The following is a 17,877-nucleotide window of genomic DNA, read 5'->3' on the forward strand; positions in this document are numbered from 1 at the left end:
GGGCCACAGCCGCCCGGCCAGGGAGCTCCGGGAGCGCCGCCCGCCGGCCCGCCGGCACCGGGGCAGGCCGCCCCGCCGCCCGCGGGAGCGTTCGGCCCTGCGGACCAGCCGCCCGCCGGTCCGGGACAGATGCCTCCCGGCCCGTACGGCGCCCCGCCCGCTCAGCCCGGACCGGGCGGCCCGCAGTACCCACCGCCCATGGGGCAGCCCCAGGGCCCGCCCCCGCAGGGTTACCCCGGGCCGCAGGGAGGCCAGCAGCCACCCCCGCCGTACGCCCAGAACCAGGGGCCGATGCCGGGCCAGGTGCCCGGCCAGGTCCCCGGCCAGGGACCGTTCCCCGGTGGGCCCATGCCGCCCCAGTTCCAGGGCGGGCCGGGCGGGCCCCGGCGCAGCGGCGTGCCCGTGCCGCTCATCCTGACGCTCGTGATGGTCCTGCTGGTGGCTGCCGGGGTCGGCGGGTACTTCCTCTTCTCCGGGGACTCCGCCGACCCGGGAGCCGCCCGGCCCGCGAACGCCCTGCCGCGGAAGTGGGAGGCGGCGTCGCCGGCGTCCGAGCGCGAGGGCCAGAACGAGAACGGGCTGCGCTCGATGTGGTTCAACAACGACGACATCATCTACGGCGACGGCGAGGGCGTACGCGCCTACAACCGCAAGACCGGCAAGAAGAAGTGGACGGTCAAGACGCCCAAGGGCGCGGGCGAGGTCTGCGCGATGTCCGCGGAGCCCAGTGACGACGGCGTGGGCGCCGTGGTCTTCGACGCGGGTGGCGACGACTGCTCCTACCTCTCCGTCGTCGACACCGACACCGGCCGCACGCTGTGGTCCAAGAACCTCCAGGACGGTCACGGCGCGGAACACGAGCCGCGGGTCGTGGTGAACAGCAAGGTCGTCGCCGTCACGATCGGCCAGACCTATGCCGGCTTCTCCGTCGGCCGTGGAGCGAAGGTCTGGGAGCTGTCCGCGCGCGGTCACGACTGCACCAATTCGGTCGGGCTGAGCCCCCAGTACCTGGCGGTGGCCAGCGACTGCTCCGACGCGAAGCCGAAGAAGCAGCTGATGCTCCAGGACCTGGAGTACGACAGCATCCATTCGACGGTCTCGGGTGAGGACCACGCGATCGTGCGGACCCTCTCGGACTGGCCCCTGACGCTGCTGACGGAGAGCGGCAGCACGGCCGATCCCGTGCACTACATCCAGACCTACACGAAGAAGCCCAAGCCGGACCACACCTTCCAGCTCTCGGGCGAGCTGAAGGACCTGAAGTTCGAGCCGCGCAACACCTACGTCGACGAGGACGAGCAGATCCTGGTGACCGGTTACGGCGCCAACAACGGGCTCGCGGCGATGGACATGAAGACGGGCAAGCTGCTGTGGAAGAAGCGCGGCTCGGCGGCCATCGCCGGTGTGAACGACCAAGGCGTGATCATGGTGACCGATTCGCCCGACAGCGGCGCCTCCGCCGTGAAGGAGCTGGTGGTTGCGGTCGGCCTGCGTGACGGCAAGGAGAAGGTGAAGGGCACGCTCTACGAGAAGGAGCACAACCTGCCGGCCCCCAGCGATATGTCGCTGGCCCTGGACAGGGACAACATGCTCTTCATCCAGAGCGAGCGGCTCACCGACAACCGGCCGAGCGTGCAGGCCTTCGAGGTGCCCTTCGCCTGACGCCTCCAGGACGCCGGCCGGCTGACCCGTCTCCACGACGCCGTCGCCGCCACGGATCCGCCGCCGCTCGGCCCCGCCTCTTTCCGGAGGAGGGGCCGAGCGGCGTTTTACGAGGGCGCGCCGGGCGGCTTCACGAGTGCACGCGGAAGACCCGAGCGGCGTTGCTCAGGGGGGAGGCCCTGAAGACACTCCCTCCCGAGCGCCGCTCCGTCATGCGCGGCTTCGCCCCAGCAGCCCCATGACCCGCCGTGCCACCTCCCGCCCGATGGGGAGCGAGGCCGTGGCGGCCGGGGACGGGGCGTTGAGGACGTGGATCATGCCGGGGGATTCGGCGAAGAGGAAATCGTCGACGAGGGTGCCGTCGGGGAGGACGGCCTGGGCGCGGACGCCGGCCGGCGACGGCACCAGGTCCTCCTCGCGGGCGGCCGGGAGCAGGCGGCGGACCGCGTCGGCGAAGGCGGGCCGGGACAGGGAGCGGTGCAGCTCGCCGGCGCCGTAGCGCCAGTGGCGGCGGGCTATCCGCCAGGAGCCGGGGTAGGCGAGGGTGCCGGCCAGCTCGGCGGGGCGGATCGTGCGCCAGTCGTAGCCCTCGCGGGCCAGGGCGGGGACGGCGTTCGGGCCGATGTGGACGGCGCCGTCGATACCGCGGGTCAGATGTACGCCGAGGAACGGGAAGGCCGGGTCGGGGACCGGGTAGACCAGGCCGCGGACGAGCGAGGCGCGCTCCGGAGCGAGGGTGAAGTACTCGCCGCGGAACGGGACGATCCGCATGCCGGGGGCGTCGCCGGCCAGCCGGGCGATCCGGTCGCAGTGCAGGCCGGCGCAGTTGACCAGGGCACGGGCACGGTGGACCGTGCCGTCGGCGCCGCGGACCGCCACCCGGCCGGGGCGGCGGCCGATGGTCGTCACCTCGGTGCCGTAGACGATCCGGGTGCCGGCGTCCTCGGCGAGCCGGGCGAACCGGCGGGCGACGGCCGCGAAGTCGCAGACGCCGGTCGTGCCGACATGGATGGCGGCCAGGCCGTCCACCTCGGGCTCGTACTCGGCTATCTGGGCGGGGCCCAGCTCGCGCACCGGCAGGCCGTGTTCGCGGCCGCGCTGGATCAGGCCGTGCAGCCGCGGCAGCTCGCTGCGGTCCGTGGCGACGATCAGCTTGCCGGTGACCTCGTGCGGGATGTCGTTCTCGGTGCAGAACTTCACCATTTCCGCCGAGCCCTGCAGGGCGAAGCGGGCCTTGAGGGAGCCGGGTGGATAGTAGATGCCGCTGTGGATCACGCCGCTGTTGCGCCCGGTCTGGTGACGGGCCGGGCCCGGCTCCTTCTCCAGGACCACGACGCGGGTGCCGGGTGCGGCACGCGTGATCGCGTAGGCCGTAGAGAGTCCGACGATGCCGGCACCGATCACCAGCACATCGCAGTCGTACGCCGCCACTGCACCTCCCCAACCGCATGACCCGGGCTCGCCCGTCGCCGCGGACCTGCGCCTCATCCGCATCATCGCCCGACGACGTATCCCATCATGACGCCCGGCACTGACAATGCCGATCGGACGGGGCGGGGTCCGGCCCCGGCCGCCCGACGGTCCGGCCCCAACCGCCCGCCGGTCCGGCCCCGTCCGCCGCCGGTCCGCCCCTGCGCGGCCCGCCCCGTCCAGCCCGCCCCGTCCGGCCCGCCCCTGCGGCCCTCGTCTAAGCCGGTGCCGCCAGCAGCGGCCTCGCCCGCTCCCGCAGCTCGACCACCCGCGGCTCGTCGCCGTACGGCTCCAGGCGGTGCAGCAGATCGCGGACGTACTCGGTGGTCCGGGCGGAGGAGATCCGTCCGGCCACCTCAACCGCGCGGGTGCCCGCCGCGCAGGCCGCGTCCAGATTGCCGGACTCCAGTTCGGCGACAGCGGAGACGACCAGGCGCAGACCGTGCGAGCGGACGAACTCCTCGGTGGGCCGGGACAGCGCCTGCTCGGTGAAGCGGCGCACCTGGCGGGGCAGCCGCAGATCGCGGTAGCACTCGGCGGCGTCGGCGGCGAAGCGCTCGTACGAGTAGAAGTCCAGCCACGAGGGGTCGGGGTCGCCGCCGCGGGAGCGCTCCAGCCAGCCCTCGGAGGCCTTCAGCGCCACCTCGCAGGCGCGCGCCTCACCGGCCTTGGCCTGCGCCCGCGCCTCGACCAGGCGGAAGAAGCTCATGGTGCGGGCCGTGGCCAGGCCGCGGTTGCGTTCCAGGGCGGCCTGGGCGAGGTCGACGCCCTCGTCGGCGAAGCCCCGGTAGGTCGCCTGGAGGGACATCGAGGCGAGGACGTAGCCGCCGAGGGGGACGTCGGCGGCCGCGCGGGCGAGCCGCAGCGCCTGGATGTAGTACCGCTGCGCGGCCTCCTGCTGGCCCGTGTCGAAGGCCATCCACCCCGCGAGCCGGGTGAGTTCGGAGGTCGCCCCGAAGAGCGCACGGCCCACTTCGTCGCTGTACGAGGCGAGGAGCAACGGGGCCGCATCCACCCGGAGGCATTCCGGGACCATCGAGGAACGCCAGTCCCCGCCGCCGTATTTGGAGTCCCAGCGGCGCGCGTCCTCCGCCGCCTCGCGCAGCTTGCTGACGTCGCTGTGGCCGACGTGCTGCGGAACCCCGCCGTCGCCGGCCGCCGCGGCGTCCTTGTCCCGTGCCTCGGCCGCCTCCCGCGCCACCGAGCTGTCGGCCGGGGATATCAGCCAGCGCGAGGCGGGGGTGGCGTACGCGCTGACGGCGAAGGATCCGGCCAGGCTCTGCCAGATGCCGCCGCCGCCCGCCCGCCGTCCGGCCAGATCGAGACGGTACAGCTCGGTCGCGGAGCGCACCGCGGCGCCCACGTCGCGGGGAAATGCCAGGCCCACCTCGGGCGCCGGGTCCGCGTCGGCCAGCCCGATCTCGTGCAGCGGAACCGGCCGGCCCAGCTTGCTGCCGATCGCGGACGCGATCAGATGGGGCGCGGCACCCTGCGGCACCATGCCCTTGGAGACCCACCGCGCCACCGACGTCTTGTCATAGCGAAGCGTCAGTCCGCGCTGCGCACCGAGGTCGTTGACCCGGCGTGCCAGTCCGGCATTGCTGATACCCGCGAGGGCGAGAACAGTGCCGAGCTTTTCGTTCGGCCCGCGTATATCCCTGGACATGCGCACCCCTCGACACAGCGACGGCCGCCCCGGTACCCCGGGGCATGCGTCCACCCAGAGTAGTTCGCCGGATCCCGACCGTTAAGTGCCGGTGTCTTGGATGGCGAGATTCGTGTTCAAACAGGGGTGCGGGAATTGGCATGTGCTCCGGGTACGTGTGCCCGTGCGCCCGTTCGTGCGCGCTGGCCGCCCGTTTCCGGGAGCGCTTCCATGTCTTCTGCGTGGGTCGGCCCGCTGCACTGGATCCAGTGGGCTGGGGGATACCGTCACCTCAATTCCCCGCGGGTGACGGTCCGGTCCGGGGGGCGCAGCCCGCCTCCCGGACCGTCGCGCGCAGCGACCGGCGGCCGGTCGCGGCCGGCCGTGTCACCGGTTGACGTCATGCCCGAATACGTCAACTGGGCTGCCTGGTACGGACTTTGGCCGAAAATCGACGGGTGATGATTTCACGCCGCCGCCTGCTCGGGGGCGCCCCGGGGGCCACACGGGGGGCCTCCCGGGGCCGGGGCGGCGGAGCCCGGCCGCGCGCCCGTCCACTCCGCCGTCCGCGGCCCGTCCGCGAGGGCCCGTGACGCCCCAGGGGCCCGCCGGCGGGTCCCCCGACCGGCGCACGCCGCGCGAACCGCCCGTATACAGGCCCACTCCAACGCCTCCTGCGCGCCCCTGTCATGGCAGCATGGTCGCCACAACAGCTCGGCGACAGCCGGGCAATCCGCTGTACGGGGCGGCCGTTGGCCCCGGCGCACGGGGAATCGGGTGGAGGCGGCCATGCGCTGGTTGGTGGGGTGGAGCAGTGCCGCCACGGGGCCGGCCGGCCCGGGGCCGATGGCGGGTGAGGAGAGCCATGCGGTCCTCCCCGTGGGCGCCCAGCTCCTGTGGGGCGGTCCCGATCCCCTGTGGGCGGTCGGCGACTGGCGGCCGGACGAGGTCCGCGTCGTACAGGCCGACGCCGAGACCCGGCTCGCCGTCTTCGGCGTCTGCGGCGCCACCGAAGACCAACTGCGGGTCGGCTTGTTCGCGGCGCGCGGGGGCGCACTGCGCCACCTCACCACCTGGCCCGGCAGCTACACCGCCGTCGTCCAGGTAGGGCGGCGGATCACCGCCACCGGCGACCTGGCCGGCGCCCGGCCCGTCTTCCACACCCCCTGGGCCGGCGGCACCGCCTACGCCACCGCCGCCCTCCCGCTCGCCGACCTCGTCGAGGCCGCCCTCGACGTCGGCCACCTGGCCGCGCTGCTGGCCTGCCCGGACATCCCCGAGGCGCTGGGCGCCGGCACGCCGTACGAAGGCGTCCGCCGGATCCCGCCCGGCCACGCCCTGGTGCTGCGCGGCGGCGCCCGCGACATCACCTCCTTCGAGCCGACCGCCTCGCTCGCCGTCGCCGCACCCCAAATCGCCCCGGAACAGGCCGTGGACGGCGTTCGCGACGCCTTGGTCGAAGCCGTCCGCGTACGGCTGGCCGGGCCCCGGCACGCCCCCGATCCGGACGGGCGCGACGGCCTCGACCCCGGACCGGTGCCCGGTATGGGGCCCGCCGAGCGGCGCGCGGCGCGCGGGGCACCGGCCCCCGGCATCGGCGCCGACCTCTCCGGAGGCAGCGCCTCCGGAACCCTCGCCCTCCTGGCCGCCGGTCTCCCCGGCCGGCCCGGGAGGCTGGGCGGTCACGGTGAACGCCTCCTGGCCGTCACCTTCAACGACCGCGCCACCACGGGCGAAGGGGCCCACCACGACGCCGAGTTGGAGCGCGCCCGCACCCTGGCCGACAACCCGCGGCTGCACCATGTCGTCGTCGCGGCCGGCGAAGAGGCCCTTCCGTACGCGGACCTCGGCGCGGGCCCGCTCACGGACGAGCCGGGCCCCTCCCTCATCACCGCGAGCCGCCACCGCCGACGCCTGCTGGCCGGCAGCGCGGACCATTTCGTCGGTCACGGCGCCCGTCAGGTCCTCGACGCGCACCCGGCCCGCCTCGCCGACCTGCTCATGGACCGCCGCCGGCGCCATCTGCTGCGCCCGGTCACCGCGCTGGCCAAGGCCGACGGCCCCTCGGCGCACTCCGTCCTCGTCCCCTTCACCGTCTACCGCGCCGCCCGCAGGCTCGCCCGTACGCCGTACCCGTCCGGCCTCGCCGATACGGCGCGGCGCCTGCTGGAGCGGCAGTTCGCCGACGAGCCGGTGGCCGGCGGGGCCGTGGACGCCTCGCTGGCCGCGCTCGCCTGGTGCGGGCCGGGGCCCGCGGCGCGCTGGCTCACGGGGGAGGCGCTGGCCGAAGTATCGGTTCGTCTCAGCGAAGCGGCACACCGCTCGCCCGCCGCCGGCCACCCCGGGGAGCGGCGGGCCCGCGCCGCGCTGGCCCGTCAGGCCGCGGACCACCGCGTCTTCGAGCAGGCCGCCGAGATCCGCGACCAGCGGCTGCACGCCCCCTTCCTCGACAACCAGGTCGTGATCGCCTGCCGCGCGCTGCCGGACACCCTGCGGGTGCAGCCGGGGGCGCGGGCCGCCGTACTGCGCTCCGTACTGGCCGGGGCCGGCGTACGGGATCTGCCGCCCGGCTGGGGCGCCACCTCACACCTGACCCAGGCGGCCGCCGTACGCACCGGGCTGCGCGGTGCCATAGGCGACCTGGTGCAGCTCTTCGACACGCCGCTGCTGGCCGACGCCGGCCTGGTGGAGGCGCGGGTGGTCCGCAAGGCGCTGCGGTCGGCGGCGGAGGGGGCGCCACTCCCGCTGGACGGGCTGACCGAGCTGGTCTCCACGGAGCTGTGGCTGCGGCGGCTGGTGGCGCGGCGGGGGACGTGCTGGACGGGGGCCGGGGCGCCGCGCCAGAAGGCGGTCGCGGGCGGGGTCGTTCCCCGGGCGCGGCTGGCATGAGCCGGGAGGCGTCGCCGGGGCCGGGAGGCGTGGGCGTCGTCGGCGCCGGGGGCCGGGTGGGCAGGGGATCAAATGCCGGGTGGCCTGATGGTCCGGTGGCCCGGTGGCCCCTCAACGACAGCTGATCGTCGCCTGCGCCCAGTCCCCCAGCGCCACCACGGCCGCGGGCGAGGCCGGCTCGGTCACCAGCCGCAGTGTCTTACGCCCCGTCAGCGGGACATGCACCGGCACCGCCCGCTGCCCGTCGTGCACCACCGCCGACCGCCACAGCCGCACCCCGTCCGCATAAACGGAGAAGCGCAGCGCCCCCAGCCCCATGCCGAGATCGTCGATGCCCGCCACGGCGTCGTACGCGGTGCACCGGCGGTTGAGGTCGATGGTCACCGAGGACCGCGCGTGCACGCTCGCACCCTGTGCATACGTCGTGCCGGCGATCCGCGGCGACTCCCGCTGCCACAGCCAGCTGCTGCCGAGGGTGCGCACCTCCGGTTTGCTGCCGTCGCCCGTGAAGTCGTGGTCGAGCGTGCCCAGCGGGTACGCGGTCGGGGCGGGCAGCGGCGGCTGGGGGGTGGGCGCCGGCGGCGTGGCCTTCGGCGGTGTGGGGCCGGGGGCCGGCGCAGACGGCGGGGCCGGGCGGGGCGTGGGCCGTTGCGGAGTCCGCGGAGGGGCGGGCGCCGGCTCGGGGCGCGAGGTGTGCGCCGACGGCGCCTTCGGCCCCGGCGTCGCGCTGCGCTCCGGCGCCGGCGCGGCACCGGACGCCGGTGGCAGCGCCGACCCCGACGGCGCGGACGACGGCCTCTGCGGCGCGACGGGGGCCGACTGTGCGGACCCGGCCCGCGGCTTCGGCGCAGGCCCGGGCAAGCCGGTCAGCGCCAGCGCCAGCACCGCGCCCGCCACCACCGTCACCCCCACGCCGAGACCGACCTTCACCGCCGCGCCCAGCCCCTCACCCACGGCCGCACCACCGGAACCACCGGAACCACCGGCGCTTCCTGCCGCACCGCCGCCCGTGGCCGCGGAACCCCCACTGCCCGCAGCCGCCGCACCGGCCCCGGCCGAACTTCCCACCGCACCGGCCCCGGCTGCCGCGCCCGCTGCCGCCCCCGCGACCCCCACCGCCGCGGCCGCTGCCTTGACGGCGTATCCCGCGGCGAACCAGCCGATGACCGCGACCGGCAGCAGCGCCCCGATCCGCTGGTTGACGTCCTCGACCTCCAGGGCGGCCAGCCGGCACCGGGCACATGCCGCCAGATGCTTGCGCAGCCCCCGCTCGGCCCGCATCCGCAGCCCACCACGGGCGAAGGCACCGAGCCGGTCGGCATACCGTGCGCAGTCGCCGCCCGCGGTCAGCGACTGGCTGACATGCGCCTGCAGATAGGCCTGCCGAAGGCCCTCGCGGGCACGGTGCGCCAGTACGGCGGTGGCGTTCGCGGTCAGCCCGAGCAGCGGGGCGACCTCGCTGGGCGACTCCTCCTCGACCGTGGTGTGCCACAGCACTGTCTGGTAGCGCTCGGGCAGACTGCGGAACGCCTGCACGGCCATCGACTGCTCGGCCTCGTACAGGGCGCGCACGTCCGCGCCCGGATCCTGGGTCTCCTTGTCCCCCGGCGCCCCGGTCGAGGACACCGCGAACACCGCGAAGTCCTCCACCAGTTGCTCCCGCCGCGCCGTCTTCGCCCAGGAGGCGGCGACCCGGCGGACGGTGGTCAGCAGATAGGCGCGCACCGCGGAGTCGGGCCCCGCGCCGCCGCGCACCGCCTGCAGCGTGCGCGCGAAGACCTCACCGGTCAGGTCCTCGGCGGTGTGCACGTCCCGGCAGCAGCTCCGGGCGTAGCGCCGGACCGCCTCGGCGTGCCTGCGGTACAACTCCTCGTACGCACCGTCGTCCCCGGCCCGCAGATTGGCGAGCAACTGGGCGTCGGACGGCGGGATTTCGCCCCCCTCGGGGGCGGCAGCCGCGCCCGCCCGGTGGGAACGTCCGCGCTGCGGCGGCACGCCGGTCCCCTCGCCCGCCGGACGACGGGCGTGAGCGCGCCGCTCAGCCGGCCCGCCGGCCGGGGCCCCCGTCCCCGACGGCCCGGCCTGGCCGGGGATCCGTCCGGACGGCGTGCCCTTGGTCCCGTCCGCCCCGGCCTCGCCGTGGCGCCGCCCGTCCCGCCCGTCAACACCCATCTTCGAGGCCCCCGAAGCCGCCGTCACACCGGAATACCGCGCCAGAGTGCCACACCGGCCCCCCGCGGTTGCGGCTCCTGACCGCCATCCACTCATCCGGGGTGCGCCCGTGGACGATCACACGGACGTTCACCCGTACGAGCCATGCCTCATGCGCGGAGCCCGTACCCGCCCCCAGGGCGCATACGGGCTCCGCGGTCACCTACGGCACCGTCCCGCGGACCGGCACCATCCAGCCGGCCGGCCCCGCCGGGTGAACCCGGCGGTCGGGCCCACCGGACGACGGCGCCGGCCGCCGGACCTCACTCAGCGGGGCGCGAACGCAGCCCCTCCAGCAGAATCTCCAGCAGCCGCGCGGAAGCGGCCTGCTGGTGGCTGGGTTCGGGCAGCGTGGGCGCGCCCGTGGCGATCACTAACAGAATGTCGGCGACCGTCACATCGGCACGCAGCTCACCCGCCGTCCTGGCCCGCTCCACGAGCCGCCCGACGACCTCCAGCAACGCGTCGGCCCCGGCCATCTCCTCGGCACCGGCATCGGCACCGTCGACGTCACCGGCAGTGGCCGGCGCTGTCCCGTCCGCCGGGACCTGCTCGCCCTCCGAGGCGTCACGCGCGGCGACCAGCCGGAGATCGACCGGGACCCCGTCCGTGCCGGGTGCCATCCGCTGCTGCGGCACCCGCGCCTCACTCAGGCCGTCCGGGACCCGTGCCTCGCTCAGCCCGTCCGGCACCCGTGGCCCGTCCGTGCCGTCCGCCGCCGGCTCCGTGCGCCGGTCGGCGTCCGCGCTCACCCGCAGAATGCCCGGCGGCAGCAGCCGTCCGGCCCCCGAGGCGACCGAGGTCCGCAAGAAGCGGGACAGCGCGGACCACGCGTCGTCCTCCTGGCCCAGCGCCGTACGCGCCTGGTCCGTCAGCCGTGCGGTCTCCTCCTCGGCTATCCGGCGGACCAGCACGTCCTTGCTGGGGAAACGGCGGTAGACCGTGCCGACACCGACCCGGGCCCGCCGGGCCACGTCCTCCATGGGCGCGCCGTACCCCAGCTCGCCGAACACCTCGCGCGCGGCGCGCAGCACATGTTCCAGATTGCGCTGGGCATCCACCCGCAGCGGCGTGCTCCGCCCCCCGGCCCCCGTCCCCGTGCGGGCACCGTTCGTCCCCGTGCGGGCACCGTTCCTCACACCGGTGCCGTTGCCGGAACCGTTGCCGGCGCCGTGGGTGCCGTTGGTTTTCTGGGTGCCGTTGTGGTCTTCCTTCATGCTCCCGGCGTCGTCGGCGGCATGCGCCACAGCGACGTTGGTCTGCCAATGAGAGCCCTGAATGTGCATAGTGATCCCCCGGTAATGACGTCTCCCCCCGGAGACTCCCCGCCCTGACAGTCAGGGCGTACCGATGACAGGGTGCACCCCAACGACATACGAACATAGTTGAGCCCGGGTCAAGAATGAAGGGGGCGTTCCGCGCAATGCGCCCCCCGATCGGACCAAGGGGGCTGATCCACCCGGATCACGACCCCGTTCTTCCCCCGCCACCCACCCTCTGACCAGGGAACCTCTGCCCGCACGCGCGGAATATGCCGTTCCGTCCCCAGGGCTGCGACCGGTCATACATTTCGACGGGCCTGTGGACAAAGCCGCGCCGGCAGTGCGTCATGGAACAGTGCTGTGCTTTACCCGGGGGCGCAGCTCCCGAGGGTGGCCGCGCCGCCGGCCGCCCGCCGGATCGGTGCCGCCCGGGCCTGGCCGACACCGCGAGGAGAACCTCTGTGAAGACTGTGTCCTCGAATGACGTGACGCGCATTCTCGTTGTCGGTGGTGGCTATGTGGGGATGTACACCGCCCTGCGGCTGCAGCGAAAACTGAAGCAGGAACTGCACCGGGGCACCGTCGAGATCATCGTGGTCGACCCCGAGCCGTACATGACGTACCAGCCCTTCCTGCCCGAGGCCGCGGCCGGTTCGATCTCCCCGCGCCATGTCGTCGTACCGCTGCGCCGGGTGCTGCCGCGGTGCAAGGTCGTCATCGGCGAGGTCACCGCCCTCGACCACGGCGACCGCCGGGCCACCATCACCACCCTGGCCGCGGAGGAGACCGGCAACGGCGCCGTCGAGGTGGAGTACGACGAGCTGGTCCTGGCGCCCGGCTCGGTCTCGCGCACCCTGCCCGTCCCGGGCCTGGCCGACGTCGGCATCGGCTTCAAGACGGTCGAGGAGGCCATCGGACTGCGCAACCACGTCCTCGCGCAGCTCGACATCGCCTCCTCCACCCGTGACCCCGCGGTCCGCGACGCCGCGCTCACCTTCGTCTTCGTCGGCGGCGGGTACGCGGGCGTGGAGGCGCTGGCCGAACTGGAGGACATGGCCCGCTACGCCGTCCGCTACTACCACAACATCCAGCCCGAGGACATGAAGTGGATCCTGGTCGAGGCGACCGACCGGATCCTGCCCGAAGTGGGCCCCGACATGGGCCGTTACGCCGTCCGTGAGCTGCGCGCCCGCAACATCGACGTCCGGATGGAGACTCGGCTGGAGTCCTGTGAAAAACGGGTCGCCCGGCTCAGCGACGGCTCCCGCTTCCCGACCCGGACCCTGGTGTGGACCGCGGGCGTCAAACCGCACCCGATCCTGGCAGCGACCGGGCTGCCGCTGAACGCCCACGGCCGCCTCCGGTGCACCCCCGCGCTCCGGGTGGACGGCGTCGAGCACGCCTGGTCCGCCGGCGACGCGGCCGCGGTCCCCGACCTGACGGCCGCGCCGCCCGCCAAGCCCGACGAGCCCCGGGCCCTGTGCGCCCCCAACGCGCAGCACGCCGTCCGCCAGTCCAAGGTGCTCGCCGAGAACATCGCGGCGGCGGTACGCGGCGGCCCGGTCCAGGACTACGCGCACACGTACGCCGGCTCGGTGGCCTCGCTCGGCCTGCACAAGGGCGTGGCGCACGTCTACGGGCGCAAGCTGAAGGGCTACCCGGCGTGGTTCATGCACCGCGCCTACCACCTCAGCCGGGTGCCGACCTTCAACCGCAAGGCACGGGTGCTCGCCGAATGGACGCTGGCCGGCCTGTTCAAGCGCGAGATCGTCTCGCTCGGCTCGCTGGAGAACCCGCGCGCCGAGTTCGAACTCGCCGCGGGCACCGGACGGCACAACGAAGCCAGTTGACGCGCCGTACCCCGAAGAGGTGAGTACTGTCGGCCCCCGGTCGGCGGGACGTTCCGGAACGCGGAACTCCCTCCCGGCACCCGGGCGTCTGACGGATGTCCGTCCGGTCGGCCACACTGGACGTGTGACCATGGGTGGGCTCGTATCTGCAAAGAGTGACAATCACGAGGATTCTGGACGTTTGCTGCATTCAGCGAAGGGGCGCCGAGAGTGTCCCCAGCCGACCTCTCCCCGGCCGCCGGCCGGGAGGTCCCACCCTGCCGACGGCCCGATCCCGCGCGACGACGCGAAGTAAGAGGTACCCCTCCGTGATCTTCACGCGCTGGAGCGCCAAATTCCCCGGCACCCAACGGCGTGCCGCCGCGCGGTCCGACCGCGCCGCGCCCCGCCCCGCGTCCGGCACGCCGGCCGCACCGCCCACCGCGTCCCCGGTGCCGTCCGCCGTGCCCGCGGCGGACGGCACCGCGCCCGCCGCACCGACGGCCGCGACCACGGGCTCCGTCCCCGCGGCCCGCGCCGAGCACGCGGAAGCCACGGCCTCCCGGGAACCCACCCCCGTGGCCCTGCCGCCCACGGTCGACGCCCTGTCCGTCCACGACATCCTCGGCACCATCCCCGCCCTCGTCGCCGTCGTCTACGGCCCCGAGCACCGCCTCGCCTACGTCAACGGCGCCTACGCCGGCGTCTTCGGCCCCCGCCCGGCCGGCCGCACCGCCCGCGAAGCCCTCCCCGAGCTCGGCACCCTCGGCCTGCTCCCCCTGATGGACCAGGTCCTGCGCAGCGGCAAACCGCGGACGGTCAAGTCCCGCAAGGTGCCCGCGGGCGCGGGCAGCGACCGCACCCGCGACGGCTACTACACCTTCACCTGCACCCCGATCGAGGTCGCGGCGAGCGGCCCGGCACCCGACCCCGAGGTCGCCTGCGTCGCCCCGCACAAGGGCGTCCTGGTCTTCGGCGCCGAGGTCACCGACCAGATCGAGTCCGCCGAGCGGCTGCGCGCCAGCGAGGCCCGCCAGCGCGAGGCCGCGGTCACCCTCCAGCGCTCCCTGCTGCCCCAGGAGCTGGAGCAGCCCGACGACCTCCGCGTCGCCGCCACCTACCAGCCCGGCGGCACGGACGCCGCGGTCGGCGGCGACTGGTACGACGTCATCACCCTCGGCGCCGGCCGTACGGCCCTGGTCATCGGCGATGTCATGGGCCGCGGGGTGCGCGCCGCCGCGGTCATGGGCCAGCTGCGCACCGCCGTCCGCGCCTACGCCCGCCTCGACCTCCCGCCCCACGAGGTCCTGCAGCTCCTGGACGGCCTGGCCGCCGAGATCGACGCCAGCCAGATCGCCACCTGCGTCTACGCCGTCCACGACCCGAACGAGGGCCGGCTGGTCTACGCCTCCGCCGGCCATCTGCCCATCCTCGTACGCAACGTGGACGGCACGGTCATCCGCGCCGCCGAACCGACCGGACCGCCCCTGGGCACCGGCGGCTGGCTGCACACCTCCGGATCCGTTCCCCTGGGCCCCGGCAGCAGCGCCGTCCTGTACACCGACGGCCTGGTCGAGCGCCGCGACAAGGACATCGACCACGGCGTCGAGGCCCTGGAACGCGCCTTCGCCGGTGCCGCCGGCGCTCCGGACATCGTCTGCGACCGCCTGCTGCGCTCCCTGGGCATCACCGCCAGCCACGACGACGACGTCGCCATCCTCGTCCTCCAGCACCCGGAGCGGACCGGCCATGACGCCGAGCTGTTCCACAACGCCGCGCTCGAACTCCTCGGCGGCACCGAAGCGGCCCCGCGCGCCCGCGCCTTCGCCTCCGGGGTCCTCGCCTCCTGGCGCTTCCCGCCCGAGCTGCACGACCTCGGTGTGCTGGCCGCCAGCGAACTGGTCGCCAACTCCCTCCAGCACGGCACCCCGCCCATGCGTCTGCGCCTGCGCCGCACGGACCGCCGGCTGATCGTCGAGGTCACCGACGGCGACGACCACCTCCCGCGCCGCCGCCGCGCCGAACCGGCCGACGAGGCCGGCCGGGGCATCTCCATCGTCGCCACCATCGCCTCGTCCTGGGGCTCCCGCCGCACCCCGGGCGGCGGCAAGGCCGTCTGGTGCGAATTCGCACTGCCCCGCGGATAGCCGTACGCCGCCGGCCCCGGTCCGATCGGACCGGGGCCGGCGGCATGAAGACGCGGACCTCCTACGGCACCGGGCGCCCGGTATACGGGACACCGGGCACCGGACAGGGGGATCAGGCCCCGCAGGCCACGGCTTCCGCCTCGGCCGGCACCCGCGCCGCGGGCAGGGAGGCCACCGCACGGTGCGGGTTGTCCTGCGCCGGACGCAGCATCCGGCCCAGCCACAGCGACAAGGCCGTGATCCCCAGCGCACACACCACGAGCATCCCGATGTACGCCCCGTACATCCCGTGCCCCACCATCAGCGCGCCCACAGCCGGACCGAGCGCCAATGCCAGCTGCTTGACCAGCGCGAACGCCGAGTTGTACTGCCCGATCAGGGAAGCCGGCGCCAGATCGGCCACCAGCGGAGCCACCGTCGGCGACAGCATCGACTCACCGATACCGAACAGTGCGTACGTCGAGATCAGCAGCGTCGTCGCCACCACCTGCGCGCCGTGCACCAGCCCGGACAGCCCGGCAGCCAGCCACGCCACCGTCCAGACCACCCCGACCAGCGCCATCACCCGGCTGCGCCGCCGCCGCTCGACCAGCTTGAGCACCACGAACTGCGCCGCCACGATCGCCGCCGTATTGGCCGCGAGCGCGATGCCCAGGCCGGCCGGCGGTATGCGGGTGACCTCGGTCGCGTAGGCCGCCAGCCCCGACTCGAACTGCCCGTAGCAGGCGAAGAACAGCACGAACCCCAGGACACACAGCCACACCATCCGCCGGTCGGCGAACATCGCCCGCCAGGCCCCCTTGGCCCGCTCCTCGGTCGGCACCTCGTCCTCGACCTTCGGCGACCGCGGCAGCCGTACGCTCGCCACCGCCGCGCCGAGCACCAGGAACATCACGGCCTCGATGGCGAACAGCCGCACAAAGCTCGACGCATGCGCCTCGTCGACCAGCAGCCCGCCGACCAGCCCGCCGACGCCCAGCCCCAGGTTGTTCAGGAAGAACTGGGTGGCGAACGCCCGCGACCTCGTCAGCGTCGTCGAGCACCACACGATCATCGTCGCCAGGGCCGGCTGAATGACCGCTATCCCGGCACCGAGCGCGATGGCCGACGCGATGACCAGCGGCTCGGTGGCGGACAGCCCGATCCCCAGGGAACCGACGGCGGCGGAGACCGTGCCGGCGATGGCCACCGGCAGCGGCCCTCGCCGGTCGATGGCGCGACCGGTCAGCGGCAGGACGACCAGCGCGGCCACCGCCAGCAGGGCGAGCACCGCACCGGCAGTGCTCGCGCCGAGATCCCGCACCTTCGCCACATAGACGTACAGATACGGAACGGTGAAGCCGCTCCCGAACGCACTCAGCGCGTTCCCGAGCTGGATCCGGCGCAACGCGGCGCCCATCGCGGTGGTCACACTCACCTACCTAGGTCAGGTCATCAAACGGATAAGAGGGACGAACCCACGAGCTGGGACAGACACCAGGGCGAGACCCGTCCGGAGCCGGACAGTCTCACCCTGAAGACTTCAACTCTAAAGTTCGAAGTTAAAGAGTACACCTCGAAGAACTTCAACGCCAATGACTTCCATGCCATACTGCGCCGCATGCCTGAGCCCTCAGATGCGGCCGCCGACGCTGCCGAGCCGAGCCTCGAGGAACAGATCGCGGCCTATCAGCGCGAATTCCAAGACCTCGACCCCCAGGTGGAGCAGGTCGTCTCCGCACTCCAGCGCCTCAACCGGCGGATGAACGTCGCCTACGGGCGGCAGACCGCCACCCTTGGACTGAGCAACGCCGAGTGGGAAGTCCTCAAGGCCCTCGTCGTCTCCGGCGCCCCCTACGAAATGGGCCCCGGCGAACTCGCCAAGCTCCTCGGCCTCACGCCGGCCGCCATGACCCACCGCATCGACCGCATGGCGAACGAGGGGCTGGTGACACGGGAGCGCGACGAGACCAACCGCGTCCGCGTGATCGTCGCGCTCACCCACGAGGGCCGGGAGAAGTGGCTCGAGGCGATGCGCCTGGCAACGGTCTTCGAGGAAGACCTCCTCCAGGACCTCTCCGGCGAGGAGCGTCAACTTCTCGGCCAGGTCCTGACCCGTCTGCTGCGCCGTGTCGAGGACGCCCAGCCGGACGCCGACGGACGTCTGAGTGACCTTGACTGACGCAAGTTGACACTGCCCTCCCCGATACGTAGTGTTCTCCGAGTTGCCACAGAGCCGGAACGGTTCGAGGCGACCATTCGCCGCTTCGCGGCACACCACTACTGCACGGCCCCTCACCGGGACCAATTTCGGCATGCCGAAATTCGACCGTGACGTGATTATGCGTCAACGAGGAATTCCGCTAAAGTAGTGATCACGCCGAAAGGCGCGGCAACGCAAGAAGTCGCACCCCAGGCGAACCCCCTCCGACGGGTAATCGGAAACGAATTCGGACCGGCAACGGAACGAAATCGGGTCTGCTAGAGTCGGAAAGGCCGGAAAGCGAAAGCCGGACGGCCGACCCGCTCCAACACGGGGCCGGAGACGGAAACGGATCTGGTAAGGTTGGAAACGCGAAGAAGCCGAAAGGCGGAAACGCACCGGCGAAAATCGGGCCCGCAAGGATCTGATAGAGTCGGAAACGCAAGACCGAAGGGAAGCGCCCGGAGATCCTGGTGAAACAGGAACAAAGGAAGCGTCCGTTCCTTGAGAACTCAACAGCGTGCCAAAAGTCAACGCCAGATATGTTGATACCCCGTCTCCATCATGGAGATGAGGTTCC

At 73.5% G+C, this 17,877-nt stretch carries 10 protein-coding genes; 5 read left to right on the plus strand and 5 right to left on the minus strand.

Features of this window, described 5'->3' with window-relative positions:
- Positions 1-198: 198 nt before the first annotated feature.
- Positions 199-1,662, plus strand: a complete 1,464-nt coding sequence (locus tag ABZ851_RS04065; protein WP_361121704.1) for a PQQ-binding-like beta-propeller repeat protein — start codon at positions 199-201, stop codon at positions 1,660-1,662.
- Between the two features lie 210 nt (positions 1,663-1,872).
- On the opposite strand, the gene lhgO is transcribed toward ABZ851_RS04065, so the two are convergent.
- Positions 1,873-3,093, minus strand: coding sequence for an L-2-hydroxyglutarate oxidase (lhgO, locus tag ABZ851_RS04070; protein WP_336047250.1), 1,221 nt, complete (start codon positions 3,091-3,093; stop codon positions 1,873-1,875).
- A 256-nt stretch (positions 3,094-3,349) separates the two neighbouring features.
- Complete coding sequence (locus tag ABZ851_RS04075; RefSeq protein ID WP_088798536.1) at positions 3,350-4,798, minus strand: MFS transporter; 1,449 nt, start codon at positions 4,796-4,798, stop codon at positions 3,350-3,352.
- Between the two features lie 768 nt (positions 4,799-5,566).
- Between ABZ851_RS04075 and ABZ851_RS04080 the strand changes: the two genes are divergently transcribed.
- Complete coding sequence (locus ABZ851_RS04080) at positions 5,567-7,666, plus strand: asparagine synthase-related protein (RefSeq protein WP_361121709.1); 2,100 nt, start codon at positions 5,567-5,569, stop codon at positions 7,664-7,666.
- 111 nt (positions 7,667-7,777) lie between these two features.
- Here ABZ851_RS04080 and ABZ851_RS04085 read toward each other — a convergent pair whose 3' ends face one another.
- Together ABZ851_RS04085 and ABZ851_RS04090 are read right to left on the minus strand one after the other, a co-directional pair.
- On the minus strand, positions 7,778-9,838 hold the full coding sequence (locus ABZ851_RS04085) for a sigma-70 family RNA polymerase sigma factor (RefSeq protein WP_361121712.1): 2,061 nt from the start codon (positions 9,836-9,838) through the stop codon (positions 7,778-7,780).
- Between the two features lie 302 nt (positions 9,839-10,140).
- Complete coding sequence (locus ABZ851_RS04090) at positions 10,141-11,094, minus strand: helix-turn-helix domain-containing protein (protein WP_361121715.1); 954 nt, start codon at positions 11,092-11,094, stop codon at positions 10,141-10,143.
- Between the two features lie 515 nt (positions 11,095-11,609).
- Here ABZ851_RS04090 and ABZ851_RS04095 point away from each other — a divergent pair.
- On the plus strand, positions 11,610-12,989 hold the full coding sequence (locus ABZ851_RS04095; RefSeq protein ID WP_361121836.1) for an NAD(P)/FAD-dependent oxidoreductase: 1,380 nt from the start codon (positions 11,610-11,612) through the stop codon (positions 12,987-12,989).
- A gap of 308 nt (positions 12,990-13,297) precedes the next feature.
- Positions 13,298-15,115, plus strand: coding sequence for a SpoIIE family protein phosphatase (locus tag ABZ851_RS04100; protein ID WP_361121718.1), 1,818 nt, complete (start codon positions 13,298-13,300; stop codon positions 15,113-15,115).
- A 112-nt stretch (positions 15,116-15,227) separates the two neighbouring features.
- Here the strand turns inward: ABZ851_RS04100 and ABZ851_RS04105 are convergent, their stop codons facing one another.
- Entirely contained in the window at positions 15,228-16,526 is a 1,299-nt protein-coding gene (locus tag ABZ851_RS04105; RefSeq protein WP_361121839.1) for an MFS transporter, read from the minus strand.
- 189 nt (positions 16,527-16,715) lie between these two features.
- Between ABZ851_RS04105 and ABZ851_RS04110 the strand changes: the two genes are divergently transcribed.
- Positions 16,716-17,276, plus strand: a complete 561-nt coding sequence (locus ABZ851_RS04110; RefSeq protein WP_088798533.1) for a MarR family transcriptional regulator — start codon at positions 16,716-16,718, stop codon at positions 17,274-17,276.
- Positions 17,277-17,877: the final 601 nt, after the last annotated feature.

It is taken from the genome of Streptomyces sp. NPDC047049, assembly GCF_040643995.1.
Taxonomy (GTDB): Bacteria; Actinomycetota; Actinomycetes; order Streptomycetales; family Streptomycetaceae; genus Streptomyces; species Streptomyces mooreae.